This is a genomic window from Pseudomonas sp. TREG-RG-20F-10-E-6-01 (assembly GCF_022662455.1).
Lineage (GTDB): Bacteria > Pseudomonadota > Gammaproteobacteria > Pseudomonadales > Pseudomonadaceae > Aquipseudomonas.
In genome coordinates this window covers 22,304-44,781 of sequence record NZ_JAKNQP010000015.1, presented here as the reverse complement: position 1 = coordinate 44,781, position 22,478 = coordinate 22,304, and the positions used below count along the sequence as shown (strand labels likewise).

Genomic DNA, 22,478 nt, shown 5'->3' with positions numbered 1-22,478 from the left:
ATATTCCAATGACTAAAAAGATCTTCGTAACCGACACCATCCTGCGCGACGCCCACCAATCGTTGCTGGCGACTCGTATGCGCACTGACGACATGCTGCCGATCTGCGACAAGCTCGACAAAGTCGGCTACTGGTCGCTGGAAGTCTGGGGCGGCGCGACCTTCGACGCCTGTGTACGTTTCCTCAAAGAAGACCCGTGGGAGCGCCTGCGCAAACTGCGCGCCGCATTGCCCAACACGCGCCTGCAAATGCTGTTGCGCGGCCAGAACCTGCTGGGCTACCGCCACTACAGCGACGACGTGGTCAAAGCCTTCGTCGCCAAGGCGGCCGTGAATGGCATCGACGTGTTCCGCATCTTCGACGCCATGAACGACGTGCGTAACCTGCGCGTGGCCATCGAAGCGGTGAAAGCCGCCGGCAAGCATGCCCAAGGCACCATCGCCTACACCACCAGCCCGGTGCACACCATCGACGCGTTTGTGGCCCAGGCCAAGCAAATGGAAGCCATGGGCTGCGACTCGGTCGCCATCAAAGACATGGCCGGCCTGCTGACGCCGTACGCCACGGGCGAGTTGGTCAAGGCGCTCAAAGCCGAGCAGAGCCTGCCGATCTTTATCCACTCTCACGACACGGCGGGTTTGGCCGCGATGTGCCAACTCAAGGCCATCGAAAACGGTGCCGACCACATCGACACCGCCATCTCCAGCTTCGCCTGGGGCACCAGCCACCCAGGTACCGAGTCGATGGTTGCCGCCCTCAAAGGCAGCGAATTCGACACCGGCCTCGACCTGGAGCTGCTGCAGGAAATCGGTCTGTATTTCTACGCCGTGCGTAAGAAATACCACCAGTTCGAAAGCGAATTCACCGCCGTCGACACCCGCGTGCAAGTCAACCAGGTGCCGGGCGGGATGATTTCCAACCTGGCCAACCAGTTGAAAGAGCAGGGCGCGCTGAACCGCATGAGCGAAGTGCTGGCCGAAATCCCGCGCGTGCGTGAAGACCTCGGTTTCCCGCCGCTGGTTACCCCGACCTCGCAGATCGTCGGCACCCAGGCGTTCTTCAACGTGCTGGCCGGCGAGCGCTACAAAACCATCACCAATGAAGTGAAGCTCTACCTGCAAGGCGGCTACGGCAAGGCGCCGGGCACGGTGAATGAAAAACTGCGCCGCCAGGCCATCGGCAGCGAAGAGGTGATCGACCACCGCCCGGCTGACCTGCTCAAGCCGGAAATGACCAAGCTGCGCGGCGAAATCGGCACGTTGGCCAAGTCCGAAGAAGACGTGCTGACCTATGCGATGTTCCCGGACATCGGGCGCAAGTTCCTTGAGGAGCGTGACGCCGGCACCTTGAGCCCGGAAGTGCTGTTGCCGATTCCTGAGGCCGGCGGCGTAGCGCGCGCCGGTGGCGAAGGCGTGCCGACCGAGTTCGTGATCGACGTGCACGGTGAAAGCTACCGCGTCGACATCACCGGGGTTGGCGTCAAGGCCGAAGGCAAGCGCCACTTCTACCTGTCCATCGACGGCATGCCCGAAGAAGTGGTGTTCGAACCGCTCAACGAGTTCGTCAGCAGCGGCGGCAGCAAGCGCAAGCACGCGACCGAGCCGGGCCATGTCAGCACGGCAATGCCGGGCAATATCGTCGACGTGCTGGTCAAGGAAGGCGACGTGGTCAAGGCTGGCCAGGCCGTGCTGATTACCGAAGCCATGAAGATGGAAACCGAAGTGCAGGCCGCGATTGCCGGCAAAGTTTCTGCCGTTCATGTGGCCAAGGGCGACCGGGTCAACCCTGGCGAAATCCTGATTGAAATCGAAGGCTGAATAACAGCCTTCAAGACGACCGCTTAATCCTCGGGGGGGCAGGTGCCCCCCTTTTTTTTCGCCTGAAATAAAGCGTGGGTCAAAAGCCCATGGCCCATTGGCCCATCAACCCCTGATTGCGGCTGTTGCTGCCAACGTCAGCGGTGTAGGTCAGGCCCAACGTGTGTTGGGCCGACAGTGCAAGGTCGAGACCGGCGCGCAGGCCCAGGCTGTTGCGATCCAGGGCGGTGCCTTTGAGGGTGAAGCCGCTGTCGAAATCATCGCGTTTATCCCATGCCGAAGATTGGCGAACCGTGCTGCTGACGTCGCCATAGAGGTGCTGCCAGCGTGTACTCAAGTGGGGCGTGAGGCTCATCTGATTGCCCAGGGCATACAGGCTCGACAGGCGCAGGCCGAAGGTGCTGCCCAGGTTCTGTTGGGTTTGTGCGCCGACGTTCAGGGCTGTCACGCCACCTTTTTCCGTGAAGCTGTCGCGGTGATAGCGCTGCCAACCGAGACCGGCAAAGGGTTCGATGCTGATTGCGGCACCGCCCAGCTGATAACCCAACTCGACGAATGCGTTCTGGCTCTGAGCGCTGTACTTGCCCTTGAGTTGGTCGCGCAAGTTGAGGAAATCGACGTCGACGCTGCGTTTATTTCGCCCGTCGTGGTGGCTGTAAATCGCCCCCAGGCGCAGTGCCAGCGGGCCGTCCTGGCGCAAGGCATAGACGCCCAGGTGCCAGCTTTCCAGTTCGGCCTTGAAACGTTTGGCGTTCAGGTTGCTGCCTGACTTGGCCCCCATGACGCCGACGCGCCAGGCGGGGTTCACCGACCAGTCGGCGCCGACCATCAGGCCTTGTGTGCGCTGTTGTAAACCGGCGCTGCCGCGCTGGTCGTCGAGCTTGCCGCTGTTGCCCAGGCCGTTGAGCCACACCCGAGCGCCTTCGCGTGTCTGGCCGCTCAGCTCGCGGATCGCCGACAGCAGGTTGGCGTTCAGCTGTTTCAGGCTGTCTTGGGTGGCGGTGCCCAGGTTGGCATGCTGGCTGCCCGCCAATTGCTCAAGCACCGCGCCGACGTTGCCTGGCGCCAGGCTGCCCAGGTAACTGCCCAGGTGCTCAAGTGCATCCTGTTCCCGCTTGCCCAGCGCGCCAGACTCCAACAGTTGATCAATGGCGTAATCGAGCATGATCGCCGCCTGTTTACCGTTATGGGTGGTGGCATGCTCGACGAAGTAGAACTCATCGCCAGGCGCGGGAGGCGCGCGGTCGTGCACGGCGGGCAGGTCGCCCAGAGAGATCTCGTTAAGCCAGTCGCTGTCGTGCTCCATGTCCCTCTGCGCTTGTGCAAACGGAGCAGCAGTGACCACCAGCATGAGGGTAAGGGCTTTAGCGAACTGTTTTTGTGCAAGTGACATGTAAATCCAGCCTCATGGAATAAGAGGCCGGGAATTTAGCGAGATGACGGGGCGATAACTGTCAGGCTACCGACCCCTGATTCGCGGGAGTTGTCTTTAGTGCTGAGCGATTAAAAACTCATCTGCCATTGGCCGACCAACGCGTGATTGCGGCTGTTGCTGCCCAGCTCGCCGGTGTAGCCCAGGCCCAGGCTGTGGCGCGCCGGGGAGATGACAGCGGCGGGCCCGCTGCAGATCAACTGTGGGAGCGAGCAAGCTCGCTCCCACAGTGGTTTTGTGTTGTGGCTGAGAATCAGGCCCGGCACTCGGCCAGTGTTTTCAGTTGGCCAGAACCATGCTGGTTCGCCTCGGACAGCCACGCTTCAAACCCCGCTCCAAGGGTTGGCCATTCCGAATCCAGGATCGAATACCACGCCGTATCGCGGTTCTGTCCCTTGACCACCATGTGCTGGCGGAACACGCCTTCAAAGCTGAAGCCCAAGCGCTGCGCCGCGTATTTGGAACGGGCATTGCCGTTGTTGCACTTCCATTCCAGGCGACGGTAGCCCTGCTCGAAAGCGTGATTGGCCAGCAGGTACACCGCCTCGGTGCTTTTGGGCGAGCGTTGCATCGACGCGCCGAAGGTCACGTGGCCGATTTCGATGCGGCCCTGGGCCGGGACGATGGACATCAGGCTGAGGATGCCTTGCACCTCGCCGCTCTGGCGATCGATCACGCTGAAGAAATACGGGTCGCTGTGCTGGGCATGGTTGTTGAGCCAGGCATCAAACGCGGCGCGCTCGGGGAAGGGGCCATAAGGCAAGTAGTCCCAGAGCTTCGGATCGGCGCCCGGGCCTTCAAGGGCCCGAAACAGGCCATTGCCATGGCGCGCGGGGTCGAGTTTTTCCAGGCGGATAAAACGCCCTTCGAGCACTTGAACGGTGGGCGCGGGAACGCCTTTCCAGTCGGCGGGTGAGATAGGCATGCGGGGCTCCTTAAAGACCTTTGCGAAATTGGATAAAGCCAGGACGTTCGGCAATGCGTTCGTAGAGTTGAATCGCGGTGGCGTTGGTCTCGTGGGTCAACCAGTGGACCTTGCAGCAACCGTCAGCCTTGGCGGTGGCATAGACAAACTCGATCAGCTTGCGACCCACGCCGCTGCCGCGTTGGGCCGGCTCCACCAGCAGGTCCTGCAGGTAGCAGGAATTTTCAATGCTCCAGTTGGAGCGGTGGTAGATGAAGTTGACCATGCCCACCGCCTTGCCGTCCTGCCAGGCCAGGGCGGAATGGGTCGGCTCACTGGCATCGATCAAGCGCTGCCAGGTGCTTTGGCTGACGGCGTCGGGCAATTGGGTTTCGTAGAACCTCAAGTACGCCTGCCACAGCGGTAGCCAGGCGGCATGGTCGGCGGCGGTGACGGGGCGGATATCGATCTGGCTCATTCTGTGCCTCCTTGAGGGATAAAGCGCGCGAGCGTCTGATCGCGCACATCAATGCTGGCGGCCAAGCCCTCGCGCACGCCGTTGATATCGGCCTGGCTGCGGTTCTGGCTGAGTTTGCGTTTGCCGATCAGGCGCTCGATGGGCAGGGCGAAGCCGACGATGGTCTTGAGCATGCCGTCAATGTAGTCGGCGGGGGCATCGCTGACGCTCCAGGGCTGGGCGCGGTTGCCTTCGTGGCGGTCGGTCAGCGCCGTGACCACCGCCAGCAAGCGCTCGGCATCGGCAAATACCTCGGCTTTGCCGTACGCATGCACGGCGATGTAATTCCAGGTGGGCACCACTTTGCCGTGCTCGGCCTTGGCCGGGTAAAACGCCGGGCTGATGTAGGCGTCGGCGCCGGCAAAGATCACCAGGGCTTCGCTGCCATTTTGCAGGTCGCGCCATTGGGGGTTGGCCTTGGCCATGTGCCCGTAAAGCGTACCGTTCGGGCCTTGATCGGGGTTGAGCAGCAGCGGCAGGTGGCTGGCCTGCAGGCCCTGCTCGCCAAAGGTCACCAACTGCGCCAGGCGAGTGTGCTGGATCAGTTGCTGCAGTTCGGGCAAATCGTCGAGGGCAAAGGCGCGGGGTGTGTACATGGAAATAATCCTTGGCGAATGCCTGCATCCTAGGCAGGCTATTGGTCTGTTGTAAGAGCCAACTGGCACCAATTTCATAGGTCCAATATGTCGCCTATCACACCGCCGCTGTCATTCAACCCCGCTGGGATTGAGCTGGATCGCCGCTTGGGTTTGACGCGCCAGCTGTATGACGCCCTGCGCCAGCGCGTGTTGGACGGGCGGCTGGTCAGCGGCACGCGGTTGCCCGCCACCCGTGATCTGGCGGCGGCGTTGTCGATTTCCCGCAACAGTGTGGTGCGCGCCTATGACCAGCTGTATGCAGAGGGATTTATCGAGAGCCGCGTTGGCGACGGCACCTACGTTGCCCAGTTGCCCACGCCGAAAAAACTATCCACAAAAGTATCCACAGGGTTTTCAACAGGCTTATCCCCAGCCTTATCCACAAAATGCGCGGATTTGCCGGAAGATCTGGACCATGAAGTTATCCACAGCACCAGCCTGGCGCGGGTAAAAACCAACCATCTGTCCCAGCCTCCGTCGGGGCCGCCACGGGCATTTCGCGTGGGTGTGCCTGCCTTTGATCTGTTTCCGTTTGAGGTCTGGGCCAAGCTGAATGGGGCTTTTTGGCGCAAACCGGACCTTGAGCAGCTGTGCTACGGCGACCCGGCGGGTGACGCGCGCCTGCGTGGTCTGATTGCCGCTTATTTGCGCAGTTCCAGGGGCATGCAATGTGCGGCTGAGCAAATTGTGATCACCTGCGGCGCGCAACAGGCAATCAGCCTTTGTGCACAGTTGCTGGTAGAGCCGGGCGATGGCGTGGCGGTAGAAAATCCGGGCTACCGCGCCGCCGGTCACGCGTTTGCCCTGGCCGGTGGGCGCCTGCACGGCGTACCCGTGGACGGCGAGGGCATTGACTGCCAGGTGCTCAATACCCTGAGCGATTGTCGCGTGGCGTATGTCACCCCCTCCCACCAGTACCCGTTGGGCGTGGTCATGAGCCTGGCCCGCCGCCTTGAACTGCTGGCCTGGGCCGAGCGCACGGGCGGTTGGATCATCGAGGATGACTACGACGGCGAGTACCGTTACAGCGGCGCACCCTTGTCGCCCTTGGCCGCGCTGGATCGCAAGGGGCGGGTGCTGTACGTGGGCACATTCGGCAAAGTGGCGTTTCCCGCGTTGCGTCTGGGTTACCTGGTGTTGCCGCCGGCCCTGGTGGATGCGTTTGCGCGGCGCCGTGCGGTCGACATGCGCCACTCGGAGGTCAGTACCCAGGCGGTGATGGCGGAGTTCATGGCGGCGGGGCACTTTCAGCGGCATATCCGGCGTATGCGACGCGCTGCGCTGAGCCGGCGTGACGCGCTGTTGAGCGGCTGGCCCGGTGAGCTGCCGGGCGTGAGCAGCCTGCCCACTGTCGCGGCAGGCTTGCACCTCACGGTGCGAGTGGACAGCCTCGCCCGCGAACAGCAACTGGTGGCGCAGGCCCACGCCGTGGGGGTCGAGGTCAATGGCTTGAGCGCCTATTGGCTGCCGGACTCCAGCACACCTCCCGACCAGCGCGCCGGGTTGGTCTTGGGGTTTGCCGCCGTGCCGCCGGCGAGCATCGCGCAGGCGCTTGGACGGTTGTACCGCGCCTGGGGTTGTCAGCCGCCACCTTCAGCGCCGGGGCACCGGCAAGGCGGCAGTCTTGAAGAACAGTGATCGCGCCAGCAACGGCCCGATCTCACTGCGGTACACCGCGATATTGTCGCGGTCATCGGCCTTGGCCGGCGCTTCATACTTGCCGCCCAGACGCCGCTGCGATTGGGTCTTGAGGTGCGCGGCGGTGTAGGCCTCCTCGGGACTGACCAGGTCCTTGTAGTGAAAGTGGGCGTACCACAGCGCATTCGAGTGTTTGGCGTCGAGGATTTCGTACTCCTTCAAATAGCCCTTGTGGCGGCCGGAAAGCTTGCTGCGTGGGCCTGGCAGCGGTTTGATGATGATCTCGTTTTCACGGTACAGCAGTTCGACATGCGCGGCCGTCGGTGGGCGCTGCTTGAGCATGTCGAGCCGGGTGCGCAGGCCCTCGGCGTAGAGGCGTTTGATCGCGGCATCGAGGCTGCGGTTGATCAAGGCGGCCGACGGTGAGCCGCTTTCGGTCATATTGCTGGCGGTCAATGCCTCCTCAATGTCCTCGCCAGCCTGGGCCAGCTGCGCGGCGCGGCGGTGGAAACGCTCTTCAATCTCCACGGGCAGGCGTCTTGCCTCGCCGGCCAGGCGCTGGGTGCGCGTGATGAACTGTTCGACATCGTCGAGCAGCGCCTGAGCACTGGCGATACCGGCGGCCACGTTTCGCGACTGCGCCCGCGCAGTGGGCCGCGCCCCCGTACGCTCACGCTCAACCCATACCCCGTCCTTTTTATGAAACAGAGCAATCACCTTGCCGGTCAGTGCTTGCTTGACCTCCACCAGCGGGGTCGGTTCTCCCCGTTGTGGCGGGCGTTCTTCGCCGACCACGATGCCCTGGAAGCGGGTCTTGATCACCTTTTTCTGCGGTCTGGGTACAGGCGCGGAGGGGCCGGCAATCGCCGACTCCAGGGCCTTGCGCTCGCGCAGCAGCGTGGTCATTTGCTTGACCGCCCGTTGGGCAAATTCTTCGGTGAGCTGCTGCAAGGTCTCCAGGGCCGGGCGATGCACGTCCAGTGGAAAATCGGCCGGCAAATCGGCCAGGCTTTGATCCAGGCCAGTGAACTGGTCTACCAGGCTGTCGAGGACCTCGATCTGTTCATCCAGCGTGGCCAGATTGTCTGGCTGCAAGGCTTCGCACAGGCTCTGTACCGCCAGTTCCGCCCGGTCGACCATCTGGGCGATCACCGAACGGGCAGTGTCTTTGCTGGCCGAGGCGGCTTCATTCACGCAGAGGAAGCGTGACAGGGTGATCCGGAACGCCTTGAGGTCATCCAGCGTTATCTTGGGCAGCACCTGTTCGTGGCGCAGCAACAGTTCCACGCCTTTGACCCCCAGGGCGCGGGCCTCCTTGAACCGTGATTGCAGGTAACTGATGCGCTCGACCATGGCCTGGGTCGACGCGTCGACGGCACGGCAGTCTTCCAGGGCCATCGGAGTGTCTGGCAAGTCCTCGTTGTCCAGGTATTCAGACACGGTGTGCAGGCCGTCTCGAAAGCGGATCATCTGTTCGGCGGTGGCACTTCGCGCCAGGATCATCTGGTCTTGCAGGTAGCTGAGCATGGCTTCCTGATACGTCGGCACGGTGTCGAGGATGTTCAGCGATTTGAGCTGGGCAATCGGTACGTCCAATTCTTCCAGGCGCCTGCTGACGTGCGTCAGGTAGGTGGTGCGGGCCTCTGCGCGATCGGCCGGTGGCGCGTGATCGATGGCCTGCTGCAAACCCATCATGTCCTGGCGCCGTTGTTCGACCTGTGTGTCGAAGGCTGCCAGTTGCTCACGCAGTTCGCGGATTTTCGGCGGCCTCAGGCGCTGGCCTTTCTGTCGCCGGCTGCGCATTCCGCCGCCGCGCAGGCGCAACCGGGTGTCGACAAACCATTGGCCGAGACGGTTGCCAATCAAGGCCGGGCCTTCGCGGTTCGGGTCTTTGGGGTCGATGATCAGTACGGTGTCGTTTTCATCGAGCGTCACTTCGAACCAGCGCTGCGCCACCGGGACGTACCACGCCTGGCCCTTGGGGTAGAGGTGCAGATGAGGGCCGGGCTGGGTGATTATGTCGCCCAGCCCTGCGGGTTTGGCCAGGCTGAAACTGTCCAGTGTCGCGTCCAGGCTGCTGCGGTTACGCGTGAGGGCGCCGCGGGTGTGGAGGTTGATGTCATGGTCAGTCGGCAGGTGCGCGGTGTCGAGCGTGGGGTGCTGGATGATCGACGGTTTGGCCGGTAACGACGCTGCCGGCGGCGGGCGTTTTTCAGGCGCACGCGCCGGCGCGCGCTGCAGGCTGATGTGCAGCGCCAGGGCCATGCCCAGGGTCAGAAAAAAGTCCACGGCAGCACTCACGCCCGCCGTTTGATCGCCGCTTTGCCGGGCCTCGATAACCTGCTGCAGGTCATCCATGAGTTGCCAGATCCAGGCTGCGGCGCCCGCTGTGCGGCCCATGAACGGCAGCGCCGCATTCAGAACAATCCAGCCTGCATGCTTGAAGCTTTCCCAGCGAGCCTCGGCATTGGACACCGATTGACGGTCGGCCAGTGTCACCAGGGCGCGGGCGTTGGCGTTGTACAGCACCGCGAGGCAGTCCGCGCCCAGCGCCTGGGTGCCGAACTCAATCGGGCCGCTCATCACCATCGAACTCACCGGCTCGCTGAGCAGCGTCGGCAGGACCCAGGGTGAAGGCACGCTTCCGGGGAAGACAAACTGGGCGTAATCCTGGCGCACAGCGTCGGGCAACCAGGCCAGTACCGACTGGCGTAACGGCGTGTCCTGCTTGATGGCGTAAAGCAGGTTGGCCTGTGAGGGAAACTGCACCAAGGGTTCGTTGGACAATGGTCGATACAACAGGCAAGGGCCACTCGCAGGGTCCTGTGGCCCAATGAGAAACATGTTATCGACGCTGTCGGTGGCGCCGCTCACGCGCCACCGGGGGCGCAGTGCCAGCGGCCGGATTACCACGGTGACGCCATCCACTCGGCGGTGTTGCGCGCTGCTGGCCATGACCGCGTGCACGTAGCGATAACCCTGTTCGTCAACGTCGAACAGGCCTCGAATCTTGTACTGCAGCGCCAGCAAGGGCAGTTGCAGGCTCAGTTGTCCGGCGTACAGCTGTTGGCGCCGCAAGGCTTGCTCGGGATTGGCCAGCAGCAGTGTCTTGACCCGCTGGGGGTAGTGCTTGCCGATGTCTGCCTGGGTGACCAGTTGCTCCAGGTAGTCTGCGGTCATCCACGCGGGTGTCGGGCTGCCGTCCTGGTAACTCACAGTCTTGTTGCCCAGCGGCAGCGCGACGAGGTTTTGCAAGGCCAGCTCGACCAGGCTCAAGGTCAGGGTTTGCGTCTGGCCAGGCAGCGCGACGGTCCCCCACACGACTTGGCTGGTGACCGTTATTGTCACGCGGTCCAGATCCAGTGATGAGGCCTGCGGATGGTCCTTGATGAGCGCTGTGCGCAAGGCCGTGCGGGTGAAGTCGGTGAGGGTTGGCAGTTCGTCCATGAAGGTCTTGCCGTCGCTTTGAAGGCTCAGCGCGGCCAGGTCCATCATGTAGCGCCCGTAGGCTGATTGATCGGTTTCCGAGGCCTGCAGCAGCCAGGCCGGCAATGCCCGTCGCGTGGTGCCAATACGCGACTGATCGAGACGCGCCAGCTCGGCCCCTTGCATGCCGATAGCGCGGGCGGGCAACAGCGATTTGGGGGCCGCATCGGCCAGGTCGAGATCGCCCATTGCTTCGATTTGCAAGCTGATCAGGCTGCAGGCCTGGTGTTCGAAAAAGTTGCCGTCCGGTTCCAGCAAGCGCCAGTTCAGGGTTTTGCCGGGCAAGTCGGCGATATAGGGCAGCAGTGCCTGGCCGAAGGCCTCCAGGCTGGCAAATTTTGCATAGCCGGTATCGATCGAGTAGCTGAGGATGATGGTCTGTTCACCGTGATGCGCGATCAGTACGGCCATGGCCGTAACGCTGATGTGCTGGGCGCCGCTGGCGTCCTGCGCATCGATGTCCACCAGGTAGGCGCGTGTCGCGTACGGGTCGTGGGGCTGGCGCTTGATGAACTCGGGACAGTGGAACACCGCCCGTGCCACGGCGCAGTCGTCGGCGTTCCAGCCATGAACCTCCTGCACGTTCCACACATCGCGCAGCGACTGGGCAAATAGCTGCCAGCGTGGGCCGGTGGTGCCTGCGCTCTGGTTCCAGAAATCTATCTGTTGCTCCTGGAAGGCCACGAACAGCAGCGGCGCCAGCTCATTGATCAGTCGGCCTATCGCGTCGATCCTGACGGGCAGGTGCACGTCAGGGCCATTGCCTGAGGGGTACGCCAGGTAGTGTTCGCGATCAAGGTAAGTCACGGGCACGCGGGAGATTGCACTGCGTGTCAGGGCGCCGGTGAGGGTGTCCGTTGCCGGCTTGGCGGGGATGATGTCGCCGCCCAGTTCGAGCCATTGCGGGGCGTTGACGATGGCCAGGTCCGGGTTGATATCCAGCTCCGGATACAGCTCGCGCAGCGCCGCACGCAAGGTGGTGCAAGCCACTTCACGCAGGGACGGGCCGGTGGCCAGCTGCGCTAGTAATCCGCTGTTTTCGGTTGGAACGAGGTCTTTCATGGGCACTCCTTGGCCTTGAGAAATACGCGAGGTCGCCCGTGGGCCTCAGCGCGCAGACCCTGGCTGTAACGGTTCCTGGCTGATCTTGCGGCGACAATCGCGCTCACGTTCGGCGCGATGAGGAGGGGGCGGGCATTACTTAGTTAGCGGCGGCGGTGAGTGTGCGTTGCCGGTGGCCGACGGGCCCAGCGACCAGGCAGGTTTGCAGCGCTGCTCGGGTGGCAGGTTCTTTTGTGAGCCGCTGGGTGGCGGACAGTCAGTCTCAGGGTCACTGACTGTCCGTTGGCGGTGGGGTGTCAGGTGCCCGACTTGATCTTGGTCCAGGCCCGCGTGCGAGCGCGCTCGGCGTCGCGCCCCAGTGGTTTCAAGGTGTAGAGCGTGGCCATGGCCGCCTCGGTCGGGTACAGGTTGGGGTTGTTGCGAATCGACGGGTCCACCTGCTCGGTCGCGTCTTTGTTGGGGTTGGGGTAGCCGACAAAATCGCTGATCGGCGCGATCACCTGCGGTTGCAGCAGGTAGTTGATAAAGGTGTAGGCGTCCTGCGGGTTCTTGGCGCCTTTGGGGATGGCGAGCATGTCGAACCAGATCGGCGCACCTTCCTTGGGCAGGCGCATGTCCACGGTCACGCCGTTCTTCGCCTCTTTGGCGCGGTTGGCGGCCTGGGAGAAGCTGCCGGAATAGCCAACGGCCACACAGATATCACCGTTGGCGATATCGGCCATGTACTTGGAGGAGTGAAAGTACGTGATGTAGGGGCGGATTTTCATCAGCAGCGCTTCGGCTTTTTCATAGTCCTTGGGGTTGCTGCTGTTGGGGTCAAGGCCCAGGTGTTGCAGGGCCAGCGGCAGAATCTCCGAAGGCGAGTCCAGCAGCGCGACGCCGCACTGCTTGAGCTTGCTGATGTTTTCTTCCTTGAAGATCAGGTCCCAGCTGTCCAGTGGTGCGTTGTCACCCAGCGCGGCCTTGACCTTGGCCGGGTTGAAGCCGATGAGGATGGTGCCGTACATATAGGGCACGGCGAATTTATTGCCCGGGTCGTTGGCTTCGATCAGCTTCATCAGCTTGGGATCGAGGTGGTTCCAGTTCGGCAGCTGGCTGCGGTCCAGCGGCTGGAATACGCCGGCTTCGATCTGTTTGGCCAGAAACACGTTGGACGGCACCACCACGTCATAGCCGGAGTTGCCGGTCAGCAGCTTGGCTTCCAGCGCCTCGTTGGTGTCGAAAATGTCGTACACCAGCTTGACGTCGGAGTGCTGTGCCTTGAAGTCATCCAGCGCTTTGGGCGTGATGTAGTCGAACCAGTTGTAGACCCGCAGGGTTTTCTCTTCGGCATGCGCCGCGCCACTGATAACGGCGGCGCAGAGCACGAGTGACTTGAGCATGTTCATTGGGCTGCCCCTTCAAAACCTTCGAGAACGTTGACGGCGTTGATGCCGATTTCTTCCACCGCATAACCGCCTTCCATCACGAACAGCGTGGGTTTGCCCAGCCGGGCGATACGCGCGCCCATGGCCAGGTAATCCGGGCTGTCGAGCTTGAACTGCGAGATCGGATCGTCCTTGAAGGTGTCGACACCCAGGGACACGACGATGATGTCGGCGCCGTAGCGCGTAATTTCCTGGCAGGCCTGCTCCAGCGCGGCGCTCCAGGCGTCCCAGCCGGAGCCGGCGGGCAGTGGATAGTTGAAGTTGAAACCTTCACCCGCGCCGTCGCCCAGCTCATCGGCATAACCCAGAAAAAACGGAAACTCCGCTTCTGGATGGCCGTGGATCGAGGTGAACAGCACATCGCTGCGCTCATAGAAAATCGACTGGGTGCCGTTGCCGTGGTGGTAATCCACATCGAGAATCGCGACTTTTTTGTGGCCCTGATCGAGAAAGGCCTGGGCGGCGATGGCGGCGTTATTGAGGTAGCAATAACCGCCCATCAAGTCGCTGGCGGCGTGGTGCCCCGGCGGGCGGCACAGGGCGAAGGCGCTATGGGCGCCCTGTTGGATGGCGGCCTGGGCGGTGAGGGCGGCTTGCGCCGCGCTGTAGGCCGCTTGCCAGGTGCCGGCGGTAATCGGCGCGCCGCCGTCGAAGCTGTAGTAACCGAGCTGCCCGTGCAGGCTGGTGGGCAACACGCGGCGCAAGGTGCGGGCGGGCCAGGTGTAGGGCAGCAGGTCGCCGTCCTGGCCAAATTCGGTCCAGCGCTCCCAGGCACCTTTGAAGAAATCCAGGTAGTCACGGCTGTGAATGCGTTGCAGCGGTGCCAGGCCAAAGTCCTGTGGCGCGTTGACCGGCCCCAGTTCACGGTCCTTGACCCGTTGCAGCACGTGGTCGGCACGCGAGGGCATCTCAAAGCACGGCATCAGTTGCCCGTCCATCAGTTCGCAACGGCCGTGGTGCAGGTGGTGATCGTCCGAGTAGATCGTCAGCATTTGTTGTTCTCCGCAGGCTGTATCGGTGGATGCAGTCTTGCGGCGGACGCGGTTTATGAGAATGGCAGGAGCGGCCAAAAGGGGATGAATATGGCCAAATTGTCTGTCCGAAATTCGCCCCTCAATGGGGCGTCACGGTCGAAATTGGCTCGGCGCCACGCCGCTCCAGCGGACAAACGCATGCCTGAAACTCGCGGTTTCGCTGAAGCCCAACGCCTCGGCAATCCGATAGATCGGCCATTGGTCTTCGGCCAGCAGTTGCTTGGCGCGCTCAAAGCGCAGCTCGTCGAGCAGTTCCTGATAGCTGCAGCCCAAGTCGTGCAGATGCCGACGCAGGGTGCGCGCCGAACAGTTCATCTGCTCGGCCAGGCCTTCCAGGCCAGGTGCTGCGTTGAGTTGGGCGGTGAGCAGCTGGCGAATCCTGCCCAGCCAGGCCTGGCGCCCGGTGAACTCCAGGTTCTGTTTGCGGCAGCGCTCGGCCATGGCCTGGTGGGTAATTGCGTCAGCCAGCGGCAGCGGCCGTTCGAGCCAGTGCTTGTCGAAGGCAAAGGCGTTGGCGGTGGCCTGAAACTGCAACGGGCAAGGGAAGCGCTCGGCGTAACGCGTGCGGTAGTCCGGGGCGTCATGTTCAAAGCGTGCGGCGAGCAGCGGCAGGGGCTGGCCGAGCAGGTCGTCGCAGATCACCTTGAGCGAGGCCAGGCACAGTTCGACATTGAACATTTCCAGCGCAGGGTTTTCGCGGTAGTCGCTGGCGGTGAACCAGATGCGATCGCCATCCTCTTCAAGGCTCAGCTCGAAAAGTGTTCCCAACAGCGCTGGATAACGCAGGGCCAGGCGCAAAGCGTCACCGAAGGTGGCACTGGTGAGCAGGGCGTAACCGAGCATGCCGTAGGCTGAAACATGCATTTGGCGCCCCAGCTCCAGACCGACATCCTGGCGCAGGGCCACGGCATTGGCACACACACGCATCTCCTGATTGGTGGTGATGCGCGTGTCGGAGCGGCTCAGGTCCGCCGCGCAGATACCACTGCCGGCCAGCAGCGCCTCAAACGGCAAACCTTCGGCCTTGAAGGTGTTGAGCACCAAAGAGACGGCATTGAGGGTGGTGAGGTGGGAGTGCAGCATGGGAACTTCCAGCCAGGGGATGGCTGGAAGGGGAGCAAGTTACATGCCGGTCAGCTCAGTTCGCCGCACAGGTCCAGTTCTACCAGGCGGCGGACCTCGCTGATTTCGAGGCCGGCGCCGAGCAAGGCGTTGAGCTTGCCGAACACCGCTTCGCGGGTCATGCCGCCACCGGAAAGCACGCCCACGCCGCGCAGACGGCTGCCAGCTTCGTACACGTCCAGTTCCACGCCGCCCTCATGGCATTGGGTGATTGCGACGACGACCACACCCAGGTCCTGCGCACGCTTGAGGCTGGCGAGGAAGGCTGGGTTGTCACTCGGCCCGGTGCCGCTGCCGAAGCATTCGAGCACCAGCGCCTGAATGCCGCTGTCGATCAGCGCATCCAGCTGCCCGGCGGCGATACCCGGCACCAGCGGCAGCACGCCGACGTTGGCCAACGCTTTGGGCTGACGGTAATGCAGGGCGGCCGGGATCATTTCGGCCTGGGCGACACCCCCGTTGCGTTGCAGGGCAGCAAACGGGTGACGACCGAAACTACGGATTTTCGCGCAACGGGTCGGCGCCATCAGCGCGCCATGGAAATACAGCTGAACGCCCGGCGACAAGCCTTCGCCCAACGCGTGCAGGGCGCCACTGACGTTTTCCCAGGCGTCGCTGTCGGGCACGCCGGCGGGCAGCATGGAACCGGTGAACACCACCGGCGCCGGCAGGCCGAGCAACTGGAAGCTCATGGCCGCCGCGCTGTAAGCCAGGGTGTCGGTGCCGTGCAGGATCAGTACTGCGTCGCAGCCCTCGTCCACGGCTTCAATCACCGCGACGCGCAGGCGCTGCCAATAGGCCGGGGTCATGTTGGCGCTGTCGATCAGGGGCGCCATTTCCCGGAAGCGCCAGGCAGGCAGTGGCAGGGTGGCAAGCTGTTCGCGCATGCGCGCTTCAAAACCGGATGCCGGGGCCAGGCCGTTGGCGCTGGCTTGCATGCCGATGGTGCCGCCGGTGTAGAGCACCATGATGGTGTTAGCTGTGGTCATCGAGACTTCTCCTGAACGAAAAACGCCGCCGGGCCCAGAGCATGCCCAAGGCCGGGCGGCGTGTCATCTATCTAGGCTTGCTGCGCTCAGCGTGGCGCTTGAGCGTTCAGTTCAGCCGAGGCTTGAGCGCCAGGCTCAGGCTTCACCGGGTTCGCAGGCCAGGCCTTGCGGTCCAGGTCCAGGTCAGGGAACTGGCTGGAGTCGAACACCGGCGTCTTGATGCCTGCCGCGCGCTGGCCGTCGTAGTCGTTCAGGATGCGCATGGCGATCTTGAACAGGAACGCCAGGGCGAACAGGTTGACGAACGCCAGCAGGGTCATGGTGATGTCGGCGAAGGCGAACACGGTGCCGAGGTTCTCGATGGAACCCCAGAAAATCAGCACCAGCACCAGCGCGCGGTAGCCCATCAGCACTTTGCGGTTGTCGCCCACGATGAAGCGCAGGTTGCTCTCGCCGAGGTAGTAGTTGTACATGATCGAGGTGAACACGAACAACGCCAGGGCCACCGAAATGAACATCCGGCCCCAGTCGCCGACGACCGCCGCCAGGGAGTTCTGGGTCAGGGCAATGCCGTCGCCTTCAAAGCCCGGGGTGTAGAAACCGGAGAGCAGGATCAGCAACGCGGTGCAGGTGCAGATCACGAAGGTGTCCAGGAACACGCTGAACGCTTGCACCACACCTTGGGCGATCGGGTGTTCTACCGAGGCCACTGCCGCCACGTTAGGCGCACTGCCCAAACCGGCTTCGTTGGCGAACACGCCGCGCTTCACACCCATGATGATCGCGCTGCCCACCAGGCCACCGAAGGCCTGGTCGAGGCCGAAGGCGCTCTTGACGATGGTCGCGAGCATGGCCGGCACGTGGTCGAATTGCAGCACGATCACGTACAGGGTCACGGCGATGTAGACCAGCGTCTTGACCGGCACCAGCAGGTCGGCGATCGAGGCGATACGCTTGATCCCGCCAATGAACACCAGGCCCAGCAATACCGCCAGCGCCAGGCCTGTGTAGGTGGTGTCCAGGCCGAACGCGTTGTTCAGCGAGTGGGTCACAGCGTGGGCTTGCAGGCCGTTGAAGGCGAAACCGAAGGTCACCAGCAACAGGAACGCCATGACCATACCCAGCCAGCGCTTCTGCAGGCCGTGCTGAATGTAGTAGGCCGGGCCGCCACGGTAGGTGCCTTCAGCGTCGGTGCGCTTGTACAGCTGGCCGAGGGAGCATTCGATAAAGCTCGAGGACATGCCCACCAGCGCGGTGACCCACATCCAGAACACGGCACCGGGGCCGCCCAGCGTCACGGCGATACCGACGCCTGCGATGTTACCGGCACCCACACGGCCGGCCAGGCTGAGCATCAGCGCCTGGAACGAGCTGAGCTGGCCGGAGCTGCTCTTCAGGCTGTCTTTGAACACCGAGAACATGTGGAAAAAGTGGCGCAACTGAACGAAACGCGAGCGAATCGTGAAATAGCCGCCGAGCCCGACAATGAGCACGATCAGTACTTTCCCTGAGAGGAAGTCGTTGATGACTTCGAGCATGGAGTGTTCCTCGCTGATTTTTCTAATGGCAAAAACGCAGGACGGTGCGACGCATCGCTCGGCACCAGGCAGTGCACGACGCATCGACCCCAATCCTTTTGCGGGTGTTGTTATTCATGCGGTTTCGCGCTGTCCAGGACCTCGTTACCGACGATCTCTGACGCGAAGAGGGGCGGCACTATACCTAGGAGAGCGTGATCCGTCTGCACGGGGCGATTAAAGGTTTCAGCCAAGCTGTTGCAGGCAAGGAGGGTTTGCAGGGCGATATTGGATTTTTTATGGGCGTCATTTCACAACCTTGAGGCAAAAAAAAGGGCCTGAAGAACGAGCCTTCAGGCCCTCAAAAGGTGAGAGGTGTCTAGTCCCTCAACCTGGTGAGCAGTGCAACAACCGTCAGGCCTTCAGCGGGACCAGACGTGGGGCAATCATGTTTTCGGGGCGCAGGATGTCGTCGAGCATGGCATCGTCGAGCAAGCCTTCTTCGCGCACCAGTTCCAGCACGCCGCGGCCGCTTTCAAGGGCGATACGCGCAATGCGGGTGGCGTTTTCATAGCCGATGTACGGGTTCAGCGCGGTCACCAGGCCGATGGAGTGCTCCACCAGTTCGCGGCAACGCGCTTCGTTGGCGGTGATGCCGACGATGCAGTGTTCGCGCAGCATGTCCATGGCGCGTTGCAGCAGGCGGATCGAGTCGAAGATCTTGAAGGCGATCAGCGGCTCCATCACGTTCAACTGCAGTTGGCCGCCTTCGGCTGCCATGGTCAGGGCCAAATCGTTGCCGATTACCTGGAACGCAACCTGGTTCACGGCTTCCGGGATAACCGGGTTGACCTTGCCGGGCATGATCGAGCTGCCTGGCTGACGTGCCGGCAAGTTGATCTCGTTGATGCCGGTGCGTGGGCCGCTGGACAGCAGGCGCAGGTCGTTGCAGATCTTCGACAGCTTCACCGCGGTACGCTTGAGCATGCCGGAGAACAGCACGAAGGCGCCCATGTCAGAGGTGGCTTCGATCAAGTCGGCAGCCGGGACCACTGGCTGGCCGCTGATAACGGCCAGGCGTTGTACGGCCAGGGCCTGGTAACGCGGGTCGGCGTTGATGCCGGTGCCGATGGCGGTGCCGCCCAGGTTCACTTCGGTCAACAGCTCTGGCGCCAGGGTTTTCAGGCGGGCCAGGTCTTCACCCAGGGTGGTGGCGAAGGCACGGAATTCCTGGCCGAGGGTCATCGGCACGGCGTCTTGCAGTTGGGTGCGGCCCATTTTCAGCACGTGGCTGAATTCGACGCCTTTGGCGGCGAACGCCTGGATCAGGCTGTCGAGGCTGGCCAGCAGTGCGTCGTGGCCCAGTAGCAGACCCAGGCGGATCGCGGTCGGGTAGGCGTCGTTGGTCGACTGCGCCATGTTCACGTCGTTGTTAGGGTGCAGGTACTGATATTCGCCCTTGTTGTGGCCCATGGCCTCCAACGCGATGTTGGCGATGACTTCGTTGGCATTCATGTTGGTTGAAGTGCCGGCGCCGCCTTGAATCATGTCCACCACGAACTCTTCGTGGAAATCGCCGCGGATCAGACGGGCACAGGCTTCGCTGATGGCAGCGTGCTTGGCTTCGCTGAGCTGGCCCAACTCGCGGTTGGCGTCAGCGGCTGCTTGCTTGACCATTGCCAGGCCGACCACCAATTTCGGGTAATGCGAAATCGGAACGCCCGAGAGGCGGAAGTTGTTCACCGCTCGCAGGGTCTGGATGCCGTAATACGCTTGAGCAGGTACTTCGAGTACGCCAAGCAGGTCTTTTTCTGTGCGGAATGATGCAGCGGAGGACATGACGGAAATCATCTCGATATGGACCCGGAACTGGCCGGAACGCTGCGAATGCTAGGCTTGTGGGAGTTTTTGGGCCAATGCTGTTAAACACTGGCCTATGCACAAACGGCATAATGTCGGTGTGACCCGGTTATCATGGCGGGCGTGTGTGCCAAAATGGTGCGTACCCGTGGGAGGAAGTGATGAACCTTGAGAGCAAATGGCTGGAAGACTTCAGCGCCTTGGCGGCGACCCGCAGCTTTTCCCAGGCGGCGGAACGGCGCTTTGTCACCCAGCCGGCCTTCAGCCGGCGTATTCGCAGCCTGGAAGCCGCGCTGGGCCTGACCCTGGTCAACCGCTCGCGCACGCCCGTCGAACTGACGGCGGCGGGGCAGCTGTTTCTGGTCACCGCGCGTACGGTGGTCGAGCAGCTCGGCGAAGTGCTGCGCCATTTGCATCATTTGGAAGGCGGGCAGGGCGAGGTCATGCAAGTGGCGGCAGCGCATTCCCTGGCGCTGGGCTTCTTCCCGCGCTGGATCGCGCAACTGCGCAATGAAGGCCTGAACATTGCCACGCGGCTGGTTGCCACCAACGTCGGCGACGCGGTGCATGCGCTGCGCGAAGGCGGTTGCGATTTGATGCTGGCGTTCTACGACCCGGACGCGGCCATGCAAATGGACCCGGAAATCTTCCCGTCGCTGCACCTGGGCAACACCGAAATGCTCCCGGTGTGCGCCGCCGATGCCGACGGCAAGCCGCTGTTTGACCTGGAAGGCGAGGGCAGCGTGCCGTTACTGGCCTACAGCGCCGGAGCATTCCTGGGGCGCTCGGTAAACCTGCTGCTGCGCCAGCGCTCCCTGCGCTTTACCACCATCTACGAAACCGCCATGGCCGATAGCCTCAAAAGCATGGCGCTGGAAGGGCTGGGCATTGCCTGGGTGCCGCAACTGAGTGTGCGTGCCGAACTGGCGCGGGGCGAACTGGTGGTGTGCGGCGGGCCGCAATGGCATGTGCCGTTGGAGATTCGTTTGTATCGCTGCGCGTTGGTGCGCAAGGCCAACGTACGGTTGTTGTGGCGCAAGTTGGAAGGTGGGGCGGCGCAGTCCCCTCCAGTTGAACGCGGTTAGTGTGGGAGCTGGCTTGTCGGATCGCCGCACCGCTGCGATGCAGACGCCTCGGTACATCAGGCATATTCAGGTGATGCTGTCGCAGGCAAGCCAGCTCCCACATTGATCCAGTTTCCATGGTTTATCGGTAGTGTTTTCGCTGACCTGAAAGTCAATAAAACCGCTGGTTTGCGCCACTGGACAGATGGTCATTCCAGGGGCTGTTTATCTGGATTATTACGGTATACTGCGCGGCCTTCGGCCGGTCCAACCGGCCAAATTTCGTACAACAAGCCACGCCGGATTTCCTGCGTGGCTTGTTGTTTTTTGACGCGCCTGCGGGCGCCCAGAGAGAAGAGGCACGACGATGAGTGCATTGGTTGGCGTGATCATGGGCTCCAAGTCCGATTGGTCCACCCTTAGCCACACCGCCGATATGCTGGAAAAACTCGGCATTCCGTATGAAGTGAAAGTGGTCTCTGCCCACCGCACCCCGGATTTGCTGTTCCAGTATGCCGATGAAGCAGAATCCCGTGGCATCGAGGTGATCATCGCCGGTGCCGGCGGTGCGGCGCACCTGCCAGGCATGTGTGCGGCCAAGACCCACCTGCCGGTGCTCGGTGTGCCGGTGCAGTCGTCGATGCTCTCGGGCGTGGATTCGCTGTTGTCCATCGTGCAGATGCCCGCCGGTATCCCGGTGGCCACCCTGGCGATCGGCAAGGCCGGCGCGATCAACGCCGCTTTGCTGTCTGCCAGCATCCTGGGCGCCAAGCACCCGCAGTTTCATGCGGTGCTGAAAAAATTCCGTGCTGAGCAGACAGACAGCGTGCTGGACAATCCAGACCCACGCATCGCCTGAGGTTATTGATTGATGAAAATCGGTGTAATCGGTGGCGGCCAACTGGGCCGCATGCTGGCCTTGGCGGGAACCCCGCTGGGGATGAACTTCGCTTTCCTGGACCCGGCGCCGGACGCTTGCGCGGCGGCCCTCGGTGAACACCTGCGGGCTGACTACAGCGACCCGGATCACCTGCGCCAACTGGCCGATGAAGTCGACCTGGTGACCTTCGAATTCGAAAGCGTCCCGGCTGAAACCGTGGCCTTCCTGTCGCAGTTCGTGCCGGTGTACCCGAGCGCCGAAGCCTTGCGCATCGCTCGCGACCGCTGGTTCGAAAAGAGCATGTTCAAGGACTTGGGCATTCCGACGCCGGCCTTCGCCGACATCCAGTCCCAGGCAGACCTGGACGCTGCCGTTGCCAGCATCGGCCTGCCGGCTGTGCTGAAAACCCGCACCCTGGGTTATGACGGCAAGGGCCAGAAAGTGCTGCGTACCGCCGCCGATGTGGTTGGCACCTTCGCCGAGCTGGGCAGCGTCGCCTGCCTGCTGGAAGGCTTCGTGCCCTTCACCGGCGAAGTCTCGCTGATCGCCGTGCGTGCCCGTGATGGCGAAACCCGCTTCTACCCGTTGGTGCACAACACCCACGACAGCGGCATCCTCAAGCTGTCCGTGGCCAGCACCGATCACCCGTTGCAGGCCCTGGCCGAAGACTATTCCAGCCGTGTGCTCAAGCAGCTGGATTATGTCGGTGTGATGGCGTTCGAGTTCTTTGAAGTCGACGGTGGCCTCAAGGCCAACGAAATCGCGCCGCGTGTGCACAACTCCGGGCACTGGACCACCGAAGGCGCCGAGTGCAGCCAGTTCGAAAACCACCTGCGGGCGGTGGCGGGCTTGCCGCTGGGCTCCACGGCCAAGGTCGGCGAAAGCGCCATGCTCAACTTCATCGGCGTTGTGCCGCCGGTTGAGCGCGTGATCGCGATCGATGATTGCCATCTGCACCACTACGGCAAGGCCTTCAAGGCCGGACGCAAGGTCGGCCACGCCAACCTGCGCTGCAAGGACCGTGCGACGCTGCAAGCCCAGATCCTCAAGGTCGAAGCGCTGATCGCCGAGCAATAACCTGAGGATCGGCG

General features: G+C 62.6%; 17 protein-coding genes. 5 read left to right on the top strand and 12 right to left on the bottom strand.

The window, feature by feature from the left end; genetic code table 11:
- Window positions 1-8 precede the first annotated feature (8 nt).
- Window positions 9-1,817, top strand: coding sequence for a sodium-extruding oxaloacetate decarboxylase subunit alpha (gene oadA, locus L8K08_RS26935; protein WP_145158285.1), 1,809 nt, complete (start codon window positions 9-11; stop codon window positions 1,815-1,817).
- Window positions 1,818-1,896: 79 nt separating this feature from the next.
- Here oadA and L8K08_RS26930 read toward each other — a convergent pair whose 3' ends face one another.
- The 5 genes from L8K08_RS26930 to L8K08_RS26915 form a co-directional block, all read right to left on the bottom strand.
- Window positions 1,897-3,210: an autotransporter outer membrane beta-barrel domain-containing protein gene (locus tag L8K08_RS26930; RefSeq protein ID WP_242201222.1), complete on the bottom strand. Its 1,314-nt coding sequence runs from the start codon at window positions 3,208-3,210 to the stop codon at window positions 1,897-1,899.
- Window positions 3,211-3,320: 110 nt separating this feature from the next.
- Window positions 3,321-3,449, bottom strand: a complete 129-nt coding sequence (locus L8K08_RS30310) for a hypothetical protein (RefSeq protein ID WP_277933756.1) — start codon at window positions 3,447-3,449, stop codon at window positions 3,321-3,323.
- A 53-nt stretch (window positions 3,450-3,502) separates the two neighbouring features.
- The gene (locus tag L8K08_RS26925; RefSeq protein ID WP_242201220.1) at window positions 3,503-4,174 is read right to left on the bottom strand and encodes a GNAT family protein; all 672 of its coding nucleotides are present in this window, start codon (window positions 4,172-4,174) and stop codon (window positions 3,503-3,505) included.
- A gap of 10 nt (window positions 4,175-4,184) precedes the next feature.
- On the bottom strand, window positions 4,185-4,631 hold the full coding sequence (locus tag L8K08_RS26920; protein ID WP_145158276.1) for a GNAT family N-acetyltransferase: 447 nt from the start codon (window positions 4,629-4,631) through the stop codon (window positions 4,185-4,187).
- Window positions 4,628-5,266: an FMN-binding negative transcriptional regulator gene (locus tag L8K08_RS26915; RefSeq protein ID WP_242201219.1), complete on the bottom strand. Its 639-nt coding sequence runs from the start codon at window positions 5,264-5,266 to the stop codon at window positions 4,628-4,630. Before L8K08_RS26915 ends, L8K08_RS26920 begins: the two co-directional genes overlap by 4 nt.
- A gap of 87 nt (window positions 5,267-5,353) precedes the next feature.
- On the opposite strand from L8K08_RS26915, the gene L8K08_RS26910 reads away from it, so the two are divergent.
- Window positions 5,354-6,946, top strand: coding sequence for a PLP-dependent aminotransferase family protein (locus tag L8K08_RS26910; protein ID WP_242201217.1), 1,593 nt, complete (start codon window positions 5,354-5,356; stop codon window positions 6,944-6,946).
- On the opposite strand, the gene L8K08_RS26905 is transcribed toward L8K08_RS26910, so the two are convergent.
- From L8K08_RS26905 to aspA, 7 genes are all read right to left on the bottom strand, one after another.
- On the bottom strand, window positions 6,902-11,494 hold the full coding sequence (locus L8K08_RS26905; protein WP_242201214.1) for a DUF6543 domain-containing protein: 4,593 nt from the start codon (window positions 11,492-11,494) through the stop codon (window positions 6,902-6,904). The two genes, L8K08_RS26910 and L8K08_RS26905, sit on opposite strands and share 45 nt — an antisense overlap.
- A 296-nt stretch (window positions 11,495-11,790) precedes the next feature.
- Complete coding sequence (locus L8K08_RS26900) at window positions 11,791-12,882, bottom strand: polyamine ABC transporter substrate-binding protein (protein WP_242201210.1); 1,092 nt, start codon at window positions 12,880-12,882, stop codon at window positions 11,791-11,793.
- Entirely contained in the window at window positions 12,879-13,913 is a 1,035-nt protein-coding gene (locus tag L8K08_RS26895; protein ID WP_242201208.1) for a histone deacetylase family protein, read from the bottom strand. Before L8K08_RS26895 ends, L8K08_RS26900 begins: the two co-directional genes overlap by 4 nt.
- Window positions 13,914-14,045: 132 nt before the next feature.
- Complete coding sequence (locus L8K08_RS26890; RefSeq protein WP_242201206.1) at window positions 14,046-15,038, bottom strand: AraC family transcriptional regulator; 993 nt, start codon at window positions 15,036-15,038, stop codon at window positions 14,046-14,048.
- Between the two features lie 50 nt (window positions 15,039-15,088).
- Complete coding sequence (locus L8K08_RS26885) at window positions 15,089-16,066, bottom strand: asparaginase (protein ID WP_242201203.1); 978 nt, start codon at window positions 16,064-16,066, stop codon at window positions 15,089-15,091.
- A gap of 86 nt (window positions 16,067-16,152) precedes the next feature.
- Window positions 16,153-17,604 (bottom strand): alanine/glycine:cation symporter family protein, encoded by a 1,452-nt coding sequence (locus L8K08_RS26880; RefSeq protein WP_145158252.1) that lies wholly within the window; start codon window positions 17,602-17,604, stop codon window positions 16,153-16,155.
- A 393-nt stretch (window positions 17,605-17,997) separates the two neighbouring features.
- Window positions 17,998-19,422 carry an aspartate ammonia-lyase gene (gene aspA / locus L8K08_RS26875; protein WP_025854459.1) on the bottom strand — a complete coding sequence of 475 codons (1,425 nt, stop codon included), beginning with the start codon at window positions 19,420-19,422 and terminating at the stop codon, window positions 17,998-18,000.
- Window positions 19,423-19,604: 182 nt separating this feature from the next.
- Here aspA and L8K08_RS26870 point away from each other — a divergent pair, with 182 nt between their 5' ends.
- The 3 genes from L8K08_RS26870 to L8K08_RS26860 all read left to right on the top strand — a co-directional run bounded on the left by L8K08_RS26870 (window position 19,605) and on the right by L8K08_RS26860 (window position 22,464).
- Window positions 19,605-20,528 carry a LysR substrate-binding domain-containing protein gene (locus L8K08_RS26870; protein WP_106575908.1) on the top strand — a complete coding sequence of 308 codons (924 nt, stop codon included), beginning with the start codon at window positions 19,605-19,607 and terminating at the stop codon, window positions 20,526-20,528.
- A gap of 346 nt (window positions 20,529-20,874) precedes the next feature.
- The gene (gene purE, locus L8K08_RS26865) at window positions 20,875-21,366 is read left to right on the top strand and encodes a 5-(carboxyamino)imidazole ribonucleotide mutase (RefSeq protein ID WP_003195648.1); all 492 of its coding nucleotides are present in this window, start codon (window positions 20,875-20,877) and stop codon (window positions 21,364-21,366) included.
- Between the two features lie 12 nt (window positions 21,367-21,378).
- Window positions 21,379-22,464 (top strand): 5-(carboxyamino)imidazole ribonucleotide synthase, encoded by a 1,086-nt coding sequence (locus tag L8K08_RS26860; protein ID WP_083356067.1) that lies wholly within the window; start codon window positions 21,379-21,381, stop codon window positions 22,462-22,464.
- Window positions 22,465-22,478: the final 14 nt, after the last annotated feature.